This is a genomic window from Mycetocola saprophilus, from assembly GCF_000718085.1.
GTDB classification, from domain to species: domain Bacteria; phylum Actinomycetota; class Actinomycetes; order Actinomycetales; family Microbacteriaceae; genus Mycetocola; species Mycetocola saprophilus.
Map to the genome: position 1 here is coordinate 1,207,942 of NZ_JOEC01000001.1, position 19,399 is coordinate 1,227,340.

General features: G+C 60.7%; 22 protein-coding genes and 2 tRNA genes. 5 read left to right on the forward strand and 19 right to left on the reverse strand.

Going from position 1 to position 19,399, the window contains the following annotated elements; translation table 11 throughout:
• Nucleotides 1-16 precede the first annotated feature (16 nt).
• The gene (locus IE92_RS0105430; protein ID WP_030143856.1) at nucleotides 17-1,033 is read left to right on the forward strand and encodes an MDR family NADP-dependent oxidoreductase; all 1,017 of its coding nucleotides are present in this window, start codon (nucleotides 17-19) and stop codon (nucleotides 1,031-1,033) included.
• A 6-nt stretch (nucleotides 1,034-1,039) separates the two neighbouring features.
• Here IE92_RS0105430 and IE92_RS0105435 read toward each other — a convergent pair whose 3' ends face one another.
• Entirely contained in the window at nucleotides 1,040-2,788 is a 1,749-nt protein-coding gene (locus tag IE92_RS0105435; RefSeq protein WP_051701809.1) for an alpha/beta hydrolase, read from the reverse strand.
• A 126-nt stretch (nucleotides 2,789-2,914) separates the two neighbouring features.
• A complete protein-coding gene (locus tag IE92_RS0105440; protein ID WP_030143858.1) occupies nucleotides 2,915-4,387 on the reverse strand; it encodes a SulP family inorganic anion transporter in 1,473 nt (490 codons plus the stop codon).
• A gap of 149 nt (nucleotides 4,388-4,536) precedes the next feature.
• Between IE92_RS0105440 and IE92_RS0105445 the strand changes: the two genes are divergently transcribed.
• Nucleotides 4,537-4,917, forward strand: a complete 381-nt coding sequence (locus IE92_RS0105445; protein WP_030143859.1) for a MerR family transcriptional regulator — start codon at nucleotides 4,537-4,539, stop codon at nucleotides 4,915-4,917.
• Nucleotides 4,918-5,020: 103 nt separating this feature from the next.
• Here the strand turns inward: IE92_RS0105445 and tig are convergent, their stop codons facing one another.
• Nucleotides 5,021-6,337, reverse strand: coding sequence for a trigger factor (gene tig, locus IE92_RS0105450; protein ID WP_030143860.1), 1,317 nt, complete (start codon nucleotides 6,335-6,337; stop codon nucleotides 5,021-5,023).
• 56 nt (nucleotides 6,338-6,393) lie between these two features.
• Nucleotides 6,394-6,467, reverse strand: a tRNA-Pro gene (locus IE92_RS0105455).
• 221 nt (nucleotides 6,468-6,688) lie between these two features.
• On the opposite strand from IE92_RS0105455, the gene IE92_RS0105460 reads away from it, so the two are divergent.
• Nucleotides 6,689-6,762 (forward strand) — tRNA-Gly (locus IE92_RS0105460).
• 88 nt (nucleotides 6,763-6,850) lie between these two features.
• Here the strand turns inward: IE92_RS0105460 and IE92_RS0105465 are convergent.
• On the reverse strand, nucleotides 6,851-7,273 hold the full coding sequence (locus IE92_RS0105465; RefSeq protein ID WP_030143861.1) for a hypothetical protein: 423 nt from the start codon (nucleotides 7,271-7,273) through the stop codon (nucleotides 6,851-6,853).
• 35 nt (nucleotides 7,274-7,308) lie between these two features.
• Here IE92_RS0105465 and IE92_RS18180 point away from each other — a divergent pair, with 35 nt between their 5' ends.
• A complete protein-coding gene (locus IE92_RS18180) occupies nucleotides 7,309-7,449 on the forward strand; it encodes a hypothetical protein (protein WP_156027401.1) in 141 nt (46 codons plus the stop codon).
• A gap of 79 nt (nucleotides 7,450-7,528) precedes the next feature.
• Entirely contained in the window at nucleotides 7,529-7,948 is a 420-nt protein-coding gene (locus tag IE92_RS18185) for a hypothetical protein (RefSeq protein WP_156027402.1), read from the forward strand.
• Nucleotides 7,949-8,007: 59 nt separating this feature from the next.
• On the opposite strand, the gene IE92_RS18190 is transcribed toward IE92_RS18185, so the two are convergent.
• The 14 genes from IE92_RS18190 to IE92_RS18205 all read right to left on the reverse strand — a co-directional run bounded on the left by IE92_RS18190 (nucleotide 8,008) and on the right by IE92_RS18205 (nucleotide 19,360).
• Complete coding sequence (locus tag IE92_RS18190) at nucleotides 8,008-8,574, reverse strand: alpha/beta fold hydrolase (protein WP_162178488.1); 567 nt, start codon at nucleotides 8,572-8,574, stop codon at nucleotides 8,008-8,010.
• A 197-nt stretch (nucleotides 8,575-8,771) separates the two neighbouring features.
• Nucleotides 8,772-9,611 (reverse strand): hypothetical protein, encoded by an 840-nt coding sequence (locus IE92_RS0105485; protein ID WP_156027404.1) that lies wholly within the window; start codon nucleotides 9,609-9,611, stop codon nucleotides 8,772-8,774.
• Between the two features lie 71 nt (nucleotides 9,612-9,682).
• Nucleotides 9,683-10,117, reverse strand: a complete 435-nt coding sequence (locus IE92_RS0105490; protein ID WP_030143865.1) for a hypothetical protein — start codon at nucleotides 10,115-10,117, stop codon at nucleotides 9,683-9,685.
• On the reverse strand, nucleotides 10,117-10,341 hold the full coding sequence (locus IE92_RS0105495) for a holin (protein ID WP_030143866.1): 225 nt from the start codon (nucleotides 10,339-10,341) through the stop codon (nucleotides 10,117-10,119). The genes IE92_RS0105490 and IE92_RS0105495 overlap by 1 nt, the downstream gene beginning before the upstream one ends.
• The gene (locus tag IE92_RS0105500) at nucleotides 10,341-10,793 is read right to left on the reverse strand and encodes a hypothetical protein (RefSeq protein WP_030143867.1); all 453 of its coding nucleotides are present in this window, start codon (nucleotides 10,791-10,793) and stop codon (nucleotides 10,341-10,343) included. Before IE92_RS0105500 ends, IE92_RS0105495 begins: the two co-directional genes overlap by 1 nt.
• Nucleotides 10,793-11,551 carry a hypothetical protein gene (locus IE92_RS0105505; RefSeq protein ID WP_156027405.1) on the reverse strand — a complete coding sequence of 253 codons (759 nt, stop codon included), beginning with the start codon at nucleotides 11,549-11,551 and terminating at the stop codon, nucleotides 10,793-10,795. The genes IE92_RS0105500 and IE92_RS0105505 overlap by 1 nt, the downstream gene beginning before the upstream one ends.
• A complete protein-coding gene (locus IE92_RS18195) occupies nucleotides 11,548-12,549 on the reverse strand; it encodes a translocation/assembly module TamB domain-containing protein (protein ID WP_156027406.1) in 1,002 nt (333 codons plus the stop codon). Before IE92_RS18195 ends, IE92_RS0105505 begins: the two co-directional genes overlap by 4 nt.
• 11 nt (nucleotides 12,550-12,560) lie before the next feature.
• Nucleotides 12,561-13,670, reverse strand: a complete 1,110-nt coding sequence (locus IE92_RS0105510) for a hypothetical protein (protein ID WP_030143869.1) — start codon at nucleotides 13,668-13,670, stop codon at nucleotides 12,561-12,563.
• Between the two features lie 772 nt (nucleotides 13,671-14,442).
• Complete coding sequence (locus IE92_RS17170) at nucleotides 14,443-17,142, reverse strand: tape measure protein (RefSeq protein ID WP_030143870.1); 2,700 nt, start codon at nucleotides 17,140-17,142, stop codon at nucleotides 14,443-14,445.
• 34 nt (nucleotides 17,143-17,176) lie between these two features.
• Nucleotides 17,177-17,446 (reverse strand): hypothetical protein, encoded by a 270-nt coding sequence (locus IE92_RS18200; protein WP_156027407.1) that lies wholly within the window; start codon nucleotides 17,444-17,446, stop codon nucleotides 17,177-17,179.
• An 89-nt stretch (nucleotides 17,447-17,535) separates the two neighbouring features.
• Nucleotides 17,536-17,856: a hypothetical protein gene (locus IE92_RS0105520; RefSeq protein ID WP_030143871.1), complete on the reverse strand. Its 321-nt coding sequence runs from the start codon at nucleotides 17,854-17,856 to the stop codon at nucleotides 17,536-17,538.
• A gap of 83 nt (nucleotides 17,857-17,939) precedes the next feature.
• A complete protein-coding gene (locus IE92_RS0105525) occupies nucleotides 17,940-18,551 on the reverse strand; it encodes a phage tail tube protein (protein ID WP_156027408.1) in 612 nt (203 codons plus the stop codon).
• A 69-nt stretch (nucleotides 18,552-18,620) separates the two neighbouring features.
• The gene (locus tag IE92_RS0105530) at nucleotides 18,621-19,052 is read right to left on the reverse strand and encodes a hypothetical protein (protein WP_030143873.1); all 432 of its coding nucleotides are present in this window, start codon (nucleotides 19,050-19,052) and stop codon (nucleotides 18,621-18,623) included.
• On the reverse strand, nucleotides 19,049-19,360 hold the full coding sequence (locus IE92_RS18205) for a hypothetical protein (protein WP_156027409.1): 312 nt from the start codon (nucleotides 19,358-19,360) through the stop codon (nucleotides 19,049-19,051). Before IE92_RS18205 ends, IE92_RS0105530 begins: the two co-directional genes overlap by 4 nt.
• Nucleotides 19,361-19,399 lie beyond the last annotated feature (39 nt).

The following is a 19,399-nucleotide window of genomic DNA, read 5'->3' on the forward strand; positions in this document are numbered from 1 at the left end:
AACCGAAGGGTGCCCCGTGTCCGTTCTGTCGCACCGCTTTCTCCTGGTCGCCCGGCCCACCGGGCTGCCCGGGCCCGAGCACTTCGAGGTGGTGAGCGAAAAGCTCGACCTCGCCGCACTCCCCCGGCTTGCCCCGCCGACGCTGCTGGTACAAAACGTCCTGTTCTCGGTGGACCCCTACCATCGCGAAATGATGGACGGAGACTGGGCGCTGCACGCCCCGCTCGAGGGTCGCTCGGCCGGTCGGGTGCTCGCGTCGACCTCGCCGGCGTTTCGTCCCGGTGATATCGTGCTGCACCGCCGCGGGTACTCCACCCATGCGCTGGTTCCCGCCGCCGAGGCGCGGAAGATCGCACCGCCCAAGGGCGTCCCGCTCGAGGCCTACCTCAGTATCCTCGGCGGTACCGGGCTGACCGCCTATGTGGGCCTCACCCGCATCGCCGAGCTGCGCGGCGGTCAGGCCCTGCTGGTCACCGCGGCCGGCGGCGGCGTGGGCACGGCGGCGGCGCGGATCGCCCGGCTACTGGGCGCGAGCCCCATCGTGGGTATTACCAGCACCCCGGAGAAGGCCACGCGACTGCTCGCCGGCGGTGCCTACGACCGGGTTATCGCCTCCCGGGATGCGGTGGCGCTCGCCCGAATGCGCGCCGAGGGTGCCGGCCGGTTCGACGTCGTGCTGGAGGGTGTGGGTGGCGACCACCTGGCCCTGGCGATCGACCTGGTGAAGCCGCGCGGACGCATCGCCTGGGTGGGGGCCATCGGCCAATACACCGCGACCGAGCCTCCCGCGGCCCCACGCAACCTCTTCACCCTGGTGGACAAGCAGGTGCGCCTGGAGGGATACCTGGTGGCCTCCTACCGTGACCTGCAGCAGGAGTTCGAGGACTTCCTGATCCCGCACATCCTCTCCGGGGACGTCCCCCTGGAGGTGACCGTGACGCACGGATTCGACCAGGCGATCGATGCCCTCCGGGGCCTGTTCACCGGAGCAAACCTCGGCAAGGCCCTGGTGCGTCTGATCCCCTCGGTCTAGCCGTGCCTAACCGCCGAAGGGCTGGATGCTCGCCATCTGCATGATGGTGTCCTGAATGCGGGCGAGCGCGGCCGGATCGGTGACCGAGGATCCGGTTACCGCCCGCCACGACTCGACGATCAGGTCGCCGTAGTTGTGTCCGTGACGCGCGGGCACCGACTCCCCCATCAGCATGTCGATGAGCACCTGGGCGGCCGTGACCACCGGGATCCAGCGCATGTCCGGGCTGATCTGATCGGATCGCTGTCCCGGGGTCAGCCAGTCGGGTTCCTGCCAGAGCAGGTCCGGACCCAGCCAGGTAACCGGGTCGCTGGCGTGCTGCAGGTAGGCCACCCGCGGATATTCCCAGGCACCGGGCAGCAGGTCGAGGTCACCGGACCTGGCCATCCAGCGCACCTCGCGCCCCTCGTCCAGCACCGGCTGCCACTCGGGAGAGCCGGGGTCACGCATGGACTGGAGCTTCTGCCAGAGCGGCGTCCCGTTGGGCGATCCCACAAACAGCGCCCCGTCGGTCCGGGCGCGCACATCGGCGAGGGAGGTGAAGACGGCCTGAGCACCCTGGGCACCGAGGCTCAGCCCGTAGCTGATGAGCTTGGGGCGGTGTGCCCCCTCGGGCAGCGCGTGGATCGCCGCGCTCACCGCATCAAACAGGTCGCGGGCGGCGGCCACCGGGGCATCGGGATCAAAGACAAACGAGACCCAGCTCGGGGTGTAGGCGTACTGCATCGAGACGATAGCGGTATTGCCGCCGTGCAGGTATTCCACCGCATCCACGGTTTGCGGTTCGAGCCAGCCCGAACCGGTGGACGTCGCCACCACGAGCACATCGCGATCAAAGGCGTGGGTGCGCTCAAGCTCGCGCACGGCCAAGGCCGCGCGCTCCCGGGTTGTGGGAGCGGACTTCAGTCCCGCATATACGCGGATCGGCTCCATCGCCGGCCGCCCGGTGATGTCGCGAATCTGCTGCGCATCGGGCCCCTCGGACACAAATGCGGCACCGTGGCGGCCGAGTGTGTCCCAGGGGATTTCGGATCCGGGCCCACCCGAACGCTCGGCGGACGTCGGCGCGTGCAGTCCCTCGGCGGGTTCGGCGTTGGAGGCGGCGTAGATACGGTCCACCCCGAACATCGCGCCGGAGACGATCACGGCGGCGGCCACGATCCCCACCAGGACCGAGATTCCCAGCGCGACCGGTGTTCCGCGACGGGCACGGCTGCGACGATACAGGGTAGAGAATCCGCGACCGATCGCCAGACCCAGCAGCGTGACCGGCAACAGCCCGAGGACGAACAGCCCCGCATGCGGCGCTCCACCCGGCGGCATCTCCACCAGCTCGCGCACCTCGTTCTGCCAGGCGAGAGCCGCGGCCCCCAGGCCGGACAGGCCCATCGCGGTGACCACCAGCACGCTGATCCAGACGTTGCGTCGAACCCGCGCCGAAACCCGCCAGGGAAGCACGCGACGCCCAATGGCCCAGAGCAGGCGACCAAACGCATAGCCCAGCAGGAAGATGACGGCGGTCATGACCCCCTGCAGGATCGCCGGACGCGGCAGCAGCGACGGGGTCAGCGAGAGGTACGCGGGAATCAACCCGAAGATCACCCCGGCCACATTGAGCCGCCACCAGGGACCGGCCGTGCGCAGAGTCGTCCCCACGCGCACGGGGCTCTGGACGAAGTTCTGATCGTCGGCCGGTTCGGTCGTTTCCGGCTGAGGGGAACGCGCGGGCCGTTCATCGGGGGTTGCGTGGTGCACGCGCCCTCTTTCTCTGGGTCATGATGCTCGAGTGCACTCACGCGAGACGACAGTCATTTTCTCATGTCCACCGCCCCGATCCGAGTCACGCCGCGCGTCGTCACGCCCGAGGGGTGTCCCTCGGATTTAGAGGTTCCCGGTGAGTCTGCGGCGCAGGTTTTCACTGGGGGCATTGAGCCCACTCAGCGTCGTCCGAACATCGTGGCGCGCAAATCGCTCCTGGATGCTATCGAGCGCGGCAACGCTGGACGCATCCCAAATGTGCGCACGTGAAAAGTCGATGGTGACGTGTTCGGGATCGGCCGCATAGTCGAACTGGGTGACCAGGTCATTACTGGAGGCAAAAAACAGCGCCCCGCGGACACGATAGAGCACACTCCCCTCCTCCGAGATCTCGCGGGTCACGGTGGCAAGATGGGCGACGCGACGGGCGAACACCACCATCGCGACCAAGACCCCCACGATGACACCAATCGCCAGGTTTTCGGTTGCTACCACCACAGCCACGGTGATGACCATGACCCCGGTTTCCCCCAGCGGCATGCGGCGCAGGGTGGAGAGCCGGATGCTGTGCCAGTCGAAGGTTGCCACCGACACCATCAGCATCACCGCCACCAGGGCCGCCATCGGAATCATCGATACCACCCCACCCAGGAACACCACCAGTGCCAGCAGAAACGAGCCTGCGGCAAAGGTGGAGATGCGTGTGCGTGCACCCGACGATTTAACGTTAATCATGGTCTGACCGATCATCGCGCATCCGCCCATGCCGCCAAAGAAGCCCGAAAGGATATTGGACACCCCCTGCCCCCATGCTTCCCGGGTCTTATTGGAGCCGGTGTCGGTGATTTCGTCCACGAGTTTCGCGGTCATCAGCGATTCCAGCAGCCCAACGATCGCCATCGCCAGCGCAAACGGACCGATAATGCCCAGCGTCTCCCAGGTGAGTGGCACACGGGGCACAAACAGCTCGGGCAGACTCGTGGGCAGCGTTCCCTGATCCCCCACGTTGGGCACCCGCGCTCCCATAACCACCACGATCACGGTCACCGTGACGATGGCCACCAGCGGTGCGGGAACAGCCCGGGTGACGCGGGGCAGGAACACCAGGATCAGAATCGCCAGCACCACCAGCGGATACACCAGCCAGGGCACGGCGATCAGGTGCGGCAACTGCGCCAGGGCCACCAGAATCGCCAGTGCGTTCACAAACCCGATCATCACGCTGCGCGGGATGAAGCGCAGCAGCCTGGTCACACCTAACAGGCTCAGTATGATCTGGAGAGCGCCGGCAAGAATCACCGTGGCGATGAAGTAGTCGATCCCATGCTCGCGCGCAACCGGGGCGATCACCAGTGCCACCGCCCCGGTTGCCGCGCTGATCATGGCAGGTCGTCCCCCCACAACCGCAATCGACACGGCCATGATGAACGAGGAGAACAGGCCGTAACGCGGGTCGACTCCGGCAATGATCGAGAACGAGATGGCCTCGGGGATGAGGGCCATCGCCACCACGAGCCCGGCGAGCAGCTCGCGAGAGAGCAGCCGCGGGCTGCGCAGAGCTGAGGCGACGGTAATGGGCGCGGTTATCGCGGGCATAAAAACTCCGGTCACAACGGGGCACGGCGACGGTGCGAGCGTCGGAGAGTGACGGAGCAGGGCGACGTGAAAGAATGGGAAATGGTTGCCGCAACGGCAACGTGTTCAACTCTACCCTAACGTAAGGGTAGGTTTGCGAAAGGCATGTGATGTCCCCCACCCCGGCCACGATGCACATCGGCGAGTTCGCCGAGCGTACGGGCATGTCCCTGCGCACCATCCGTCACTACGACGAGGTGGGCCTGGTGACCGCATCCCTTCGGACAGACGGAGGTTTTCGCCTCTATAGCGAGGCGGATTTTGAACGAATGATCCTCATTCGCCGCATGAAGCCCCTGGGATTCACCCTCGAAGAGATGGCCGAACTCCTCGCCATTATCGATGAGGGCCGGGCCGCCGAGGACTCATCCGGAACCGACCCGAGACTCACCGAGTTCATTCGCGAGGCCACCGAGCGCCGAGAAAAACTGCGCACCCAGCTCGCCATGGCCGACGAATTTGTGGCGCTCCTGGAGCGCCAGGCCCGCTAGAAACCCCGGCGACACGAGTCTCGGCATTCCACTCCCCGCGCCCTAATCGAATACACAAAACCGCCCCCGATTGCTCGGGGGCGGTTTTTAGTGAATCGGAGAATTACTTCTCGTCAGCAGCCTCAACCTCGGCGGCCTCTTCCTCTTCCGAGGGGATGAAGCCCGAGAGGTCAACGTCGGCACCGTTGGTGTCAACAACCTTGACCTTGCCCAGGACGATTGCGAGGGCCTTGTTACGGGCAACCTCGCCGACCATGGCGGGAATCTGACCGTTCTGGTCCAGAACCTGGATGAACTCGCCCGGCTCCATGCCGTACTGAGCGGCACCCTGGATCAGGTACTGGGTCAGCTCTTCCTGGCTGACCTGAACCTTCTCGGTCTCGGCGATCACGTCGAGCAGGATCTGGGTACGGAAGGTCTTCTCGGAAGACTCCTTGACCTCGGCGCGGTGGGTGTCGTCCTCGAGACGGTTCTCGTTCTCCAGGTGACGGTGCACCTCGTCCTCGACGAGCTTCTCCGGAACGGCAACCTCAACGGTCTCCAGGAGGTGCTCGATCAGCTTCTCGCGAGCGGCAGCGCCCTGACCGAAGGTCTTCTTGCTGGCGGCCTGCTCCTTGAGCGACTCGGTCAGCTCGGCGATGGTGTCGAACTCCGAAGCGATCTGAGCGAACTCGTCGTCGGCCTCGGGCAGCTCGCGCTCCTTGACGGCGGTCAGGGTCACGGTGATCTCCGCGTCCTTGCCGGCGTGCTCGCCACCGAGCAGCGGGGCGGTGAAGGTGGTGGTCTCACCGGCGGTGAGGGTGTCCAGGGCCTCGTCGATGCCCTCGATCAGCTCGCCCGAGCCAACCTCGTAGGAGATGCCGGAGGCGTTGTCGACCTCGTTGCCCTCGATGGTGGCGATCAGGTCGATCTGAGCGAAGTCACCGGTCTTGACCGGACGGTCCACGGTGACGAGGGTGCCGAAGCGGGTACGCAGCGACTCGAGTTCCTCGGCCACATCGGCGTCGGTAACCTCGGCGGCCTCAACCTCAAGCTTGATGCCGTCGTAGGAGGGCAGGGTGACCTCGGGGCGAACGTCAACCTCGATGGTGACCTTCAGGTCGCCGGAGAAGTCCTTCTCGTTGGGCCACTCGGTGATGTCTGCCTCGGGGCGACCGAGAACACGAACACCGTGCTCCTCGACGGCTGCGCGGTAGAAACCGTCCAGACCCTCGTTGGCTGCCTGCTCGATGACAGCACCCTTACCGACGCGCTGGTCGATGATGGCTGCGGGCACCTTGCCCTTGCGGAAACCAGGCACGTTGATCTGCTCTGCGATCTGTGCGTAGGCGCGCTTGATGGCGGGCTGCAGGTCCTCCGGGGTCACCTCAATGTTGAGCTTGACGCGGGTGGGGCTGAGCTGTTCGACCGTCGACTTCACGATGATGTGTTCTCCTGATTGTTGGAAATTCGTCCTCGGGTGAGGAGTGGGCCTCGTCGGGGCGACAGGATTTGAACCTGCGACCTCCCGCTCCCAAAGCGGGCGCTCTACCAAGCTGAGCTACGCCCCGGCTAGTAAAGCCGGTTTTAGTCAATTCCGCGCATGCACGGCAGGCTAATTGACCTCCGCAAGTCTAGCCGACAAAAACACCCGTCCCGACACCAATTCATAACTCGGGGTGTCGGAGGGGCCCCATAATGTCGCGCCGCGCCCGGGTTTCACCGCGAAGTGCGCAACCGGGCCCAACGTGTACTACGATGAAATCACACCCCGGAAGTCACCTTCCGGAGTGGGGATGTAGCTTAGTGGTAAAGCCTTAGTCTTCCAAACTAATGATGCGGGTTCGATTCCCGTCATCCCCTCCAAAATAAACACCAGGTAAAAGCACAAAAACCCCGCCACTCAATTTACGAGCGGCGGGGTTTTGCGTTTCTGTGCACCTTATCTGGCACCTTATGCGTCAGTGGCTGCCTCGCTGGTCGAGTAAAAGCGTGCTGCCTGATTGATCTTGCTCACGAACTCTCGCGCCTCTCGTTCCTTCTTCACCGGCGCGTCTTCGATGATCACAGACCCATCAGGGAACGTGATCGAAACATAGACTCGGTTCTTGTTCTTCTTGAACATTCCGCCGACGATCGCTCCGACGGGGCCGGCGATGATTGCGCCGGCGGCGACTCGACCGATCGTCGTCTTGCGTCCCTGGTCTGCACCGTTCTCGAACACAGCTTCTGCGCCGGCCACATCACGCTTGACCGTTCGTCCGGACACGATGTGCGACACCACGCCTTTGTCGTGGAACACGTAACCGAAACGCCCGATATACGGAACATGCTTCTGGTTTTCCTTGTACTTGACCATCAACTCTTTGAATCCCATGCGGCCAAGATACAGGCCCGAGCTATCCTGAGTCCATGAAGGTTATTTTGCAGGTGCGCCCGTCCAAGGTCACAACTATCGAGGTCGAAGCTGATAGCTATGAGGTCGCGCTCGAGCAGGCTCGCGCACAGATCCCCAAGGGGTACGCGGTCCTATCAATCCGCAAGGAGAAATAAGAGCATGCCCCCAGCAATGGGGGATTGCTTTGCTGCGCCGAACCAATCGCGGTGGGTTCCGATGGGTTAAAGTGGGATCATGACTGCCCGCCACACAACTGCCTACCTCTTGGCCGCGGCCGCGCTAGCGGCGACGCTCACTGCATGCTCGGCAACTGTTGAACCCGCGCAGCAGCCTGCGTTAGTCGCAAAACAGGTAAATGAATCGACCCCTTCGCCGTCCCCCACCATGGAAGAGGTTGCCTCGCCCTCCAGGGACCTCGAAGGCGAGGCTGGCGCGTTCTCCCTAGCAGCATTACGCATTGTGGACAGTATCCGCCATGCTCCCTACGGCACTTTCACCGACTCTGAAGTTGACAGCCTCCACCATAGAGCGATGGCGCTCGCCTCAGATGATCGAGTGTTTGAAGCCAAGACGGACCCTGAAACAATGGATCAGCTTTCCGCTGAGTTGGAGGCGTTGAAAGCGGACATCGCCGGCCGCGTCAGTACTGACTAAACGCGAAAAAGCGGGGCGGATCCTAAAGGATCCGCCCCGCTTGACCATAAGCCGAGTTGCTAGACGTTGTGAGTGTTGAGGAAGTCCACGATCATCGGCTGATTGACGGCCGCATACGAGTCGTAGTCGTGGCCGGACTGCAGCGGCACCAACGTGATGTTGTTTCCAGCATGACGTTTCATCTGCTCTGGCCACGTCGGAATACAAAGCTTGTCAGTGAGCCCATAGAAGAAAAGCATCGGGATGCCGGCCAGCTTACCCGCCTGAGACAACGTGAACGGGTTATGCCCGGCCCCGTATGCTGATTCTGACCAACCGCCTGTATAGGCAGAGTTGGCAAATTGGGCGTACCCTTCTCTATCGTTCGTCACAATATCTGTAACGTTGCAGACCGGGATCACCGACACGATGCATGAGACCTTGTCCGGGTTGGCGGCCGCCCAGTTCATGGAAATCAGGCCGCCCATTGAACCGGAGATCAGTGCTGTTTTTCCAGTCTTCACATTGGGTAGCGCCTGGCCTAGGGCATTATGCGCATCCACGCCCCTGAGAGAGGCGAGGTTCCCCCAAGTCTGGGGCCCTCCGTTCTCGCCAGAGGTCGCGCTGTAGCCTGCTGCTGCAACCATCTGAGTAAGCGTGTTCTGATTCCCCAACGGGCTCAAACAGTACAGCGCGTCACTTCCCGCGCCGTGCACAAACTGTACCGGATATCGAGGATCTGGCCGGCGCAGCTTCGGCTCAATGATGAGAGTACCTTCACCTGGAATAGCAGACCCGTTGTTTACCGTCCCCACAGCGTAGCTAGTGGACATCGCGTTATAACTCATGCTGTCACCACCGTGAGAGAGCCAGGATTGTTTACCGTCCCAGTAACACGAGCGTTGTACGCGGTGTCAGCTGACTGCAGCTGAATCTTCGCAATATGAGTCGAGCCCGGTACCAGGCCGCTCTTACGCGCTCCTCTACTGATCGTTACCCATCGATCCGCAGGCGGCGCGTTTAGTCCCGGACTAGCGAGACGCACTCCATCAAGAAGTATGTGAGCTACCGCAATGCCGTTGGGCCCCTGGCTGGCCATATCCGTATCGAGGCGAAGCATAATAGGCCGCTCCCCCACTACAAACGTGACGGTCAGCCCAGGCACATCCACAGGTGTCGTGGAGGTAGTACTGAACATGCTCGTGATTTGCGCGTACCCCAGCTCATTTCCGCCTGCGCCCACCACGCTCCACACGGACCCGTCAGATCGGTATGCCTCGGGAACATCGGTGGCGTAGTACATTGTCGCAGCCGGCACCGTGTTCGCGGCAGGCCTGGCCGAGTACTTGCCCGAAAGCGAGGGCGGAATGCCATCCCTCGCAATGGGGATTCCGAATTGGATCGTCCGATTACGACCCTGATCGGTGAAGGACACGGTCGGCGCGCTCCCATGGGCGAGCGGAGTAGCCGTTGCTGCGGTGATCACTGGCCCCACAGCAGTTTCAATCTTATCCTTCTGGACTACGGCAAACTGCGAATTGTCGTCGCGCGCCACCAGAGTCATTGAGGCGTCCTGCATGGCGACGGTGTTCGCAGCGAACATCTCAGCCTGATCTCGCGCTGCATCTGCATCATCTCGCGCCTGCACGGCTTCATTACGGGCAGCCACGATCTCGGGGGTCATATCACCGCTTTCCCCCTTTTCCCCTCGGGGGCCCCGGACATTCCCAAGGAACTCAATACGATTAGCCATCATTACCCGTTTCTCCGGTTTACATCACCGGTCGTGCTGTCTACCCAGATCCATCCAGCGGGCCAGGGATCAGGACGCTCAGCCTGCCAAAACACATGCGCCGGCGACCAACCCTCGCCATTAGCGCCATCAGTGATGTCTCCGCCACCCTGCTGCGCGAAAAACGAAAACAGGTCTTGCGCCTGGTAGTTACCTGCCTCATCGAGCCAGGTCACTGAGGCGATGTATTTCGCCTGTCCCGCGATCTCTTCCATTGACACCAGTTCAACAGTGAAAGAGCCATCAGCTTTAAGATCAGCTTTCACCGGCCGCGTAGTGAGCATCTTGCCGCCGCTGAGCCCGTACGATGGTCGATCCAGCCGGAAGTAGAGCGCAGGGCTGAGGTTCGCGAGCGCAGACAGGGCAGGGTCCGTGATCCTACCGCTATAGATAGCCATCAGCTACCGTCCTTGACGCGCTTCCCCGGGGTACGCTCGTGCGAGTACACGCTGGTCAGGATCGATACGACGCCCGCCAGAGCTGCCGCTGACGCAACGCCAGCCCAGTCAACTTCAATCAGGCCAATCGCCGTGGTTCCGATAACCGCCACCGCGGTCTGTGCGAACGTCTTGATAGCGCGCTCGCCAGCGTAAATCCAAAAATCCTTAGTCAGGTAGTCCATTACTCCCCCTTCGTGAACCGGCCGCGTTCATCACGCGGCTGGGTCCGTTCTTCCAAAACTGCAATGCGGGTGTGATCGCTGCCTAGCTTGTCCGTGATCGATTTGATCGAATCTTCGACAGAGGCAAGGCGCTCAGAGAGCATCCCTGTCGCACTCTCGTTGCGGTCTACCGCGTCGCGCATGCTGCCACCGTGATTGGGCAGCACCTCATGCTTCACGGCGGCCAGGGACGCAGTGGTCGCCGCCGCATGCGCTTCAGCCGACGCAGTATGAGCTCGCGTCTCGGCCATGAACCTTGGCAGCTCGGACAAAGCATTCAGAAACACACCAAGCGCCTTCAACGACGGCCAAACCTTCCGCAAACCAGCAAGGGCCGCCGCTACCGCGACGACCCACAAAACACCCTCACCAATGGTGAGAGCTTGCACCCATTCCGGCACCCACTCTGGCATCAACTAGAAACCCGTTTGATTGCCGCCTCGGACAAATTCCACAGATACCCATTCACGGTGTCCAGGTCTTCCCGAGACATCTCGAGGATTTCACCCGGCTTGGCCTTGGCCACAGCCTGCAACAAGCTCAGGTGGCGAGTGTCTGCGATGGCGGTAAGGCCATCGTCGGTGCCGAGGTAAATGGTCCCATCAGGCGTTCGAATAAAAGCCATTTCTAAAGCTCCAATCTGCGGCGCGGTCGCCGGTACTAAGTTTTCAGCGGGTGGTACCGCGTTGCCTTCGAGGGCGGCACCAAGCACGTTATGCCCGAGGAACGCTCCCGGGCCGATGGCCCATCCCTCAAACTTGAGGTGGCCCCATGCTCTGCGGAACTCCGCCGGCGTAACTGCACCAGTGAAGCCCCGAACTGGCAGATCAATCGTGGCGATTCTCCGGTCTGCGGTCATGATTGCTACATGCCCAGCATCTCCCCAGATCCGCTTCCCATCGCGCAGCCACATGCCCATAACCCCGGACCAGTAAAGAACAGCGCCCACCGGCGCATCTTCAAGCCGTCCAGCGACTAGCGCACCCTTGGCTTGTGCGCCTTTTCGCGCGTCTGTGGCCCACTGATATCCGCCCTGCTCGCCGTCGGATTTAGGAGATCCGAAAGCCCGCCACGTGACCTGCAAGCACCAGCCAGGCGTTACCTTCCCTGCATCCCGCAGACGCGTAGCGGCCGCCAGACCATCAAGATTCTTCGGCTCAAACTTGGTCAACTGGCTCCCCCCTTCTGCTGCACTGGTGCGAAATCAGCACCCAGCCGTTCGGCTTTTACCAGCCATGAAAAACGGCCACCAGGTTTCCCAGTGACCGTAAAAGTGTTTCCCTCGATATCGCCCCAGTCGGCGATGAACCCGCGTGCTGTTACCAGCACCGCACGACCATATGGCTTCGTGAGGTCCTTGAAGTATGTGGGAAGCTGCACTACGGTAGAACCCGTTTCATCCAGCCCAGATTCACCCCAATACTCCACCCCAGACACGGGCGACTCGGTGGCCGCATGATAAAGCTCGGACATGCGATCAGTCGGGTGATCCATCACGAACTGCTTCGCGCCAGTTACAGCCAGCGCGCCAGCTACGCGCACTCGCCCAGATCCGATTTCAAGGCCTGCCGAGAGGTCTGGTGGAACTAGCGTGATCTGGCCCAAGCTGGCAGATATTGATCCTGATGGGGAAAAGTTGATTGTCCCGCCGCCACCGAGGCGTTCGAGGGTCATTGTTCCAAGTGATATCTTTCCGGGAGCCTGGATTACTAGATCATTCTCTAGAGTCGTTCGGGCGCGCAACCGAGTCGCTCCTGTCACGTCCAAAGACTTGGTGACGCGCGCATCACCAGACACTTCGAGCGACCTGGTGATCTTGGTGTCGCCGTCGAAGCTTGCCGCCCCGTACCATGTGAGTGTTCCTTGGCCGGCCGTGTTTCCGTTGAACTGGCATGGCCCGTTGAAGGTGAAGGAACCATTACCCACAACGGCTCCGCGCATCCACATCGGGCCTGACCAGTCGAATGTACCCGTGCCATCAAGACGCCCAGAGATCGTCTGTCGCCCTGTAGTGCTGGCTATACCTTCGACCCACAGGCCTTCTCCTGCGACCCGGAGGCGGCCTTTGGTGATGGAACTGAACCCGATAGGGGCCTGGCGTTCCAGCTTCGCCACTCGAGCAACGAGACGTGCGAGCTCGTTTTGGTTGAGGTTTTCTGTCTTGCCCATGTCTCCCTTCCCTACTGAAGTTCGAGTTTGATTCGGTCGGACAGGTCGCCGGAGAACCCGATCAATCGGAACGTTCTCAGCCCATCGAATATCCACGGATCGCCATCGCTCTTGATAGCGATCGAGTCTCCGATGCGCAGCTTTTCCACTCCTTGAAGGCCTCCCGCGGGGATGCTCACAGACCACTGCTCGGTTCCGTTAGTCAGCGTGGTCACCTCGGTGACAGCGTGAGAGAACAGGATCTGCTTCGAGTCAATGTCTTTGAGCTGGATGGACCGGTCCAGCGCGGGAGTAGTGAACGGAGAGACGCTTCCCAACCCAAACCCTGCAACCGCCATGTCCTGCTCGGACCCGGCACCGACTGCGAGAATCCCCGTGGTTTGTGTCTGCCCGTCATCGGTTACTGATTCCAGGATCATTTCCGGCTGCGGGGCGGAGAGATCGAAATACCATGTGCTGCCAGGCAGCCGCCCCGTACGCATAACCCAGCCCAGGGTGTCATTCGAATTCCAGCGAGCCCAGAAATCAAAATCGGGCCCGCCCTCGACTTCCTGAATTTCCTGCAACGCGTCTTCGACGGTAGGAACTAGGTAGTTCTCATATGTTCGGGAGTGCTGGCCAGCCTCTACTGGGGAAAGCTCTATCGGAAGCGAGTACATCGGGAAAGGCCCGGTGAGGCCCTGTTCGATGACCCGCGCAGCAATAGAAACCAATGTCTGGTTTTGGATCACCAAACGCCCCGGTAGCGCTTCAGCAGGGCTCTCCCAATACCCAGTTACTCCGAAAGGCCACCGTTTGGAGAAGAACTCCCGAATGCCCTTTGCCTTCAGTGTCAGGGTTCTAGTTGCGGGCGAGTACGTCCGAGCAACGATGGGGCCGGCAGCGATCACGTACTCGTTGGTGCCGTCATCCCAGCATCTCGCGAGCGAGTATGCCCACTTTCGTGTGTACTCGCGCCACTGTTCACGATCGATTGGGCCCTCGCCCATCCGGAACGAAACGGATTGTTCCCCAGCGGAGTTGATCGCGACACTAAAATTCGCCGATTCAGGATCCACCCGAAACTGCTTGCGTCCCGTTCGTGTATCGCACAACCAAAATGTCCACGCCATCAGATCCACGTATCTTTCACTGCGATGGAAATTGATGCTGACCCTGAAGCGGAAGAAACGGTGTGTTGCATTCTTCGCCCCCCAGGGATCGTCCAGACCCGTCCGTCGCCGCCAGCAGCGGGAACCACTGAACCGTTGACCATGATGTACCCCGTAGCCATGTCAATAACGTGAGGGCGTCCTGCGACCAAGGGGACAAGCACTCGAAAATGCTTGCCCCCATCAGCCCACACCACGTACCCGCCCGAGGGGACAGACCCCGACACCGTGATAATCGGTGAAGCATGTGCGTTTCCCCGATGAAAAACCATGTCGCCAGCACCAAACCGGCGCGTCTCTCCATACCGTCTTGGGTCAACACACACTAAAGAAATTTGAAACCTCGCCACGGTGGCATCAGCCGCCAAAACTTCAAACTTCACATCAGTTACATCACAATCAGCCCATGTAGTCGAACCCAGATGATCCACAGTGATGCGTCCCTTTTCCCCATCCGAAAGGAAACCCGTGAGCTTCCACCGCATCGAGTCAAGCTCCTGCGCGCTCCCCGCAAAGGCATGCCCAGAAATGGTGACCACTCGAGCGTCCATAAATCCACGATCATGGAACTGCCCGTGGCCCGTTGGCCGGTCAGCACGATTAGATCGAAATGACACTCCGTCGTCCCACCCCTTGAACCCGTCAGGTCCAACGACAAATCCGCGCTCATCTCCGAAAACAGAAGCGCCGCCACGCATAACCAGCGCGACGGCACTCCCAATAGGGTTCAGTCTGATTTCCATCATGCCCCCCTCAAAGCCCAATTGCGTTCGGCCTGCACCCGCTGGGCAAGTTCTGCCTCAGACATCCGCTCGGTTGCGTGAATATTGATGGTGTCTCCGCCAGCTACTGGGGCAGACGAGTTGCCCTCGAGTGCGTCATAGAATTTTCGATTCAATGGCACAACGGCTTCGTCGTATTTGCCTTCGCCGATGTTTGCCAGAATCCCGCCTGGCTGCTTTGAAATGATTCCGCCCTGGGCAAGGCGCGGAATCTTTGGAATATTGAACCCGATAGTTTTGCCACCCAGATCACCTGGGAACCAATCGGGGATGTCAATCGCCATCGAGTTGATACCGCCGATAGCGCCATTGATCAGATCAATGATCCCGTTAATAGGCATCTTGATCAGGTCCTTGGCGGTATTGAACGCCTTCTCCATGAACCCAGGGATTGCACCGAAAACGCTGTCCACTGTCTCCCCGATTCCAGTGATGAACCCGGTGATCCCTTGAGACACGGGCTGGATCACGTTGTCTTGAACCCATTGCATGCCCTTACCGATGCCATCCAACGCCGGCTGGACCGCGTTCTCGTGCAGCCAGGTGAACACTTCACCGATGCCCGTCATCACGGAATCGATAAAGTCTCCAAACGGTTTGAACACGTTTTCCTGAATCCAGGTGATCAGGTTTGCAATGCCCTCGAACACTGGTACCGAGACGTTTTCAAACAGCCAGGTGAAAATCGCCCCGATCCCGTTGATGATGTTTACCCAGCCGTCAAACACAGGCTTGATGACGTTCTCGTAAATCCAGACGATCACGTTTGTAATGCCATCAATGGCCGGCTTCACTGCGTTCTCGTACAGCCAGGTGAAGACGAACCCCACGGCCCGAATGTACAGATCGATACCAGCAACAATCGGAGCGATGACGTTGTCATGAATCCAGGTGAAGACCGCCGCGATCCCATCAAACACCGGCTTAACGACGCTCTCATACAGCCAGGTAAAGACCCTTCCGATTCCCTCAAACACAGGCTTGATGGCATTGTCATACAGCCACTGAGCCGCCGCAGCCATGAGGGCGAAACCAATCTCAATACCTCTGACCAAAGGCACCAAAACGTTCTCGTGCAGCCACGTGAACACTTCACCGATCCCATCGAAAATGGGTTTGATCGTGTCGTTGTAGAAGCTCACGAAAAAGTCGCTGATTTCTTCCCAATGCTCCACGATCCATTGGATCGCAAGGCCCATCGGGCCAATCAGGAGCGACAGCAGTAGACCCCAGTGGTCTTGCACAAACGAGACGATGTTGTCGATCGCGTCACTAAAGAAGTTCGCGACGTTGTTCCAGGCGTCCACGAAGAAATCGACTACGGCCTGGAAACCGGCAACAATGTTGTCCCATGCCTCACCAAGAAACTTGGTGAAATTATCCCAAATTTCCTGCCCCAGCTCGGTTTGAGTGAAAAAGTAGACCAGTCCAGACACCAGCGCCGCCACTGCCATGATGACCAACATGATTGGGTTGGCAGCCATAACTGCGTTGAAGGCGGCCTGAACAAGAGCTGCCGCTTTTGTGATTCCGCTCCAAATACCCAAAGCGATGTTCCATGCTGCAAACGCAGCAGCCGCAGCGCCTGCGCCAACTGCTACGGGTCCGAGCCATCCGCTGTTCGCTTGGACCCACCCGAAGACGTTTTGGATAACCTCGCCCGTGGTCTCGAATGCTTGGCGCACATCAGCACCGACCTTGACCAGGCCTTCGAGGTCGCTCCCGAACTGGTCGCGAGTTTCCTTGTTCATCGTGAGCCCGGATACCAAGTCTTTGATGCCCTCGCCCACGGTCTTGGCGGTCTCGCCGATGGCCTTGCCTACGTCTTTGGCAACAGGGCCTAGGTCATCAAACAGGGTTGTCAGGTTGCCGAAACCGTCCTTGATTTCCGGGAAGATTCCCGAGAGCAAGTCGGCACCCAGCCGCCCCATCGCCGCGCCCATGTTGTCGAGAGCGCCCTTGAACGTGGCCCCCGACGATGCCGCCGCGCCACCCAGGCCTTGCTCCATCGCGTCTTGGAAGATAGCGAAGCTGACCTGGCCCTTCGAAGCCATCTTGGAAGCTTCTTCAGCGGTCACGCCCATCTTGTCCGCGAGGAACGCGAGTGCCGGCACCCCGGCATCGTGGAGCTGATTGATCACGTCCATCTGGACCTTGTTCGATGCGGCCGCCTTATTGAAGATTGCGCCCATAGTGCCCATATCGGTGCCAGCGATAGTCGAAGCATCTGCAACCAGCTTCAGAGTGCGCTCGAGGTCCTTGCCTGGCTTCACGCCCGCAGCGACGGCATTTGCCGCCGACGTGCCGGCCTCTGCCAGCCCGAAAGCAGTGCCCTTCACGGACGCGAGAGCGTTGTCCATGATGAGCTGGACGGTTTCGCCAGAGTGCCCCAAACCGGTCAGCTTGGCCTTCGCCTGGTCGATTCCATCAAGACGACTAAAACCCTTCACCAGGGCAGTACCGATGCCACCAACCGCAATCGCACCCACGGCAATTGCGCCGCCTTTGAGGGCTTTCCCAATGCCGCCCAGCATCTTGTCGCCAACAGACTTCCCAGCCTTCTCACCGGGATTGTCCTTGTCGATCTCGTCGGCGACCTGTTTACCTGCCCCCTTGCTGACAATAATCAGCGATACCTCAGCTACAGCAGCTTCAGCCATACACACCCCCTGTGTACGCAAGAGGGGCTGACCATCAGGCCAGCCCCTCTTGCTTCATTCCGCGCCCTGCAAGGCGTTCACGTGCTTCCTCGATCGGCACCGCCGTAGCACTGATTCGCTGCCCCGTCTGCCACGGACGAGGCGACGGCTTCGGCTTCTTCTTGCTCGAATTGATCGCGAGCGTCAGGTCATACAGCTCGAGTAGGATTTGCCCCTCACGAGACAGCGGATACTTCCACCCGTTGATCGCCGCATGCAGCCACGACGCGGGATCTCGAGCGGAAATGCGCAGCCATGACAGCACCTCACTTAGGCAGCCGCTCTCGCGCAGATCAGCGACTGACCACCCGCCCTTGCGAAGTTCGTAAACGAACTCGTCTTCGTGCTCCGCCGCTAGGCGTCGGAGCTCTTGGATTTCCCCAGTTCGACGTACTCCGACCATGCGGAGAAGATTTCACCGGTGTGCTCGTAGGCGTCCCACGTCGGCCGCGACGTCAGCGACTCTGGCAGCACCGCCGTGAGAAAAACGTTGATCAGCGCCTGGGACACCATCTGGTCATAGGCATCCTTCTGAGCGCCTGCGTAGACCTTCGGCTTGGGCACACCATCTGTGGCCGTGAGGATGGCCTGAGGGGCAATGCCCGGCAGCTCATACACCTCACCGTCATACGAGAATTTGAAGTTAGGTCGACCCTTTGGGGTAATTTCAAGCATCGTGATTCCTTGCGTAGGGAAAAAGTGAATGCGTGGGAAAAGGAAAGGTGGACGCGCCCCACGCAACGCGTCCACCTGGTCTGTTACTTGTCCTTGCCAGCAGACTTAGCCGCAGCATCGCCAGTGGACGCCAGGGCCGGGTCAAACACCTTCTCGGTGCCGCCGTCGATCTTCGAGGACGGGTAGCCCTTGATGGTGATCTCGTACCCGATGGCCTCACCAGAAGCGTTGGTCTGGTCGCCAACTTCGGTGACCTCACCCTCGGGGATCCACACCAGGCGCTCATAAGCACCGTCGAAGACCACGAAAACGAACGAGCGGCGGCCGCCAGTACGGCCGGGGTTCACGACATAGGTGCCGTCAGCGCCGATGTCGGATTCCTTGAGGCCGTTGTAGAGAGCCACGGTCTCGCGGTTTGTCTCGATCAGAGTGAACGTGTACGAGATACCCGATTCGGTCACGACCACGCGAACTTCGGCGGCGTCCTGCCATGCGCGAAGCGACGTGGTCGATCGGTCGATCGTGCGAGAGGTCCCGTCCTCGCTCAGGTATCCAAGGTTGCGGTACTGAGCGAGCGAATCGCCCGGACCAGTCGGGGCTGGCGCGCTCGTCTCACCCACAAACCATGCACCCGTAACTGCGACCCGCACGTTTGCGGCAGTCAGCCCAGCGCGGGCGTCTTCTGCAGTAGTCATCATTGCTCCATCCGCCCGAATCCGGGCATAGAAAAAGCGCCCCCGAGGGAGCGCGTCAGTCTTGTTTGATCAGCGGAAATCGGTTCCGCGCCGGGTCACATTCGCAACCATGTACCATTCGAAGCCTTCGGCGGCCGCCACCACCTCGACAGGGCCGGCAGAGACCTTGCAGCGCACGATCGGATCGCCATCGACTAAGCCGCGGCCCCACGCGTCTTCGAAAAGCGCCTTCACTAGGTGCGCAAGATCCTCAGCGTCGAACTCGCCTTTGCAAATCACCCGCACCCGAAGCGTGGTGTCATCCAAAGTGTCGTAGTCCCCAGCGCCTGGCCCCTGGAATACCGCAACCATACGGTCCTTGAACCCTGAGCGGCGGTCCTTCACGGGAAGAACCTTGTTAGCTACCGTCACCCCGGACGCGCACGGCTCAGGCCGAGCCTTCAGGATCGCATCAAGCTTCGGCACAACGGAGGCAACCAAGCTGTCAAAAACAACACTCATTTCGCCCCCTTCGCTTTGCGGCGAGCCTTGATGATCGCGTTCCCGCGCTTCTTCGACACCTTCTTCGCCGCCCTACGACTTCGAGTCGCACCAGAGTTTCCGTTGGACTTGTGACCAGACGAAACAACTGCTTGCAAAGCAGAAAGCGCCTCTCCTGTCTCGACTTCAGTTTGAAACGGGATCTTCGTTGTGACGATCGCACGAGCCCGAAGCCCGCCTGCAACCACCTTCGTCACCTCGGTCTCCACCGTGCTGCCTGGAAGTCGCGATGCGACTTGACCAGCCAGGCCAGCCAAATGCTTTTCCACACCAGCGGATCCTGTGACCTGGCGGCCCCACTCTCCGCG

Excerpts from the sequence above, each read along its gene's own strand:
- IE92_RS0105440 (WP_030143858.1), bottom strand. The coding sequence starts at position 4,387 with ATGCCCGCGATAACCGCGCCCATTACCGTCGCCTCAGCTCTGCGCAGC.
- IE92_RS0105445 (WP_030143859.1), top strand. The coding sequence starts at position 4,537 with ATGTCCCCCACCCCGGCCACGATGCACATCGGCGAGTTCGCCGAGCGT.
- IE92_RS0105465 (WP_030143861.1), bottom strand. The coding sequence starts at position 7,273 with ATGGGATTCAAAGAGTTGATGGTCAAGTACAAGGAAAACCAGAAGCAT.
- IE92_RS18180 (WP_156027401.1), top strand. The coding sequence starts at position 7,309 with ATGAAGGTTATTTTGCAGGTGCGCCCGTCCAAGGTCACAACTATCGAG.
- IE92_RS18185 (WP_156027402.1), top strand. The coding sequence starts at position 7,529 with ATGACTGCCCGCCACACAACTGCCTACCTCTTGGCCGCGGCCGCGCTA.
- IE92_RS18190 (WP_162178488.1), bottom strand. The coding sequence starts at position 8,574 with ATGGTTGCAGCAGCAGGCTACAGCGCGACCTCTGGCGAGAACGGAGGG.
- IE92_RS0105485 (WP_156027404.1), bottom strand. The coding sequence starts at position 9,611 with ATGACCCCCGAGATCGTGGCTGCCCGTAATGAAGCCGTGCAGGCGCGA.
- IE92_RS0105490 (WP_030143865.1), bottom strand. The coding sequence starts at position 10,117 with ATGGCTATCTATAGCGGTAGGATCACGGACCCTGCCCTGTCTGCGCTC.
- IE92_RS0105495 (WP_030143866.1), bottom strand. The coding sequence starts at position 10,341 with ATGGACTACCTGACTAAGGATTTTTGGATTTACGCTGGCGAGCGCGCT.
- IE92_RS0105500 (WP_030143867.1), bottom strand. The coding sequence starts at position 10,793 with ATGCCAGAGTGGGTGCCGGAATGGGTGCAAGCTCTCACCATTGGTGAG.
- IE92_RS18195 (WP_156027406.1), bottom strand. The coding sequence starts at position 12,549 with ATGGGCAAGACAGAAAACCTCAACCAAAACGAGCTCGCACGTCTCGTT.
- IE92_RS17170 (WP_030143870.1), bottom strand. The coding sequence starts at position 17,142 with ATGGCTGAAGCTGCTGTAGCTGAGGTATCGCTGATTATTGTCAGCAAG.
- IE92_RS0105520 (WP_030143871.1), bottom strand. The coding sequence starts at position 17,856 with ATGCTTGAAATTACCCCAAAGGGTCGACCTAACTTCAAATTCTCGTAT.
- IE92_RS0105525 (WP_156027408.1), bottom strand. The coding sequence starts at position 18,551 with ATGACTACTGCAGAAGACGCCCGCGCTGGGCTGACTGCCGCAAACGTG.
- IE92_RS0105530 (WP_030143873.1), bottom strand. The coding sequence starts at position 19,052 with ATGAGTGTTGTTTTTGACAGCTTGGTTGCCTCCGTTGTGCCGAAGCTT.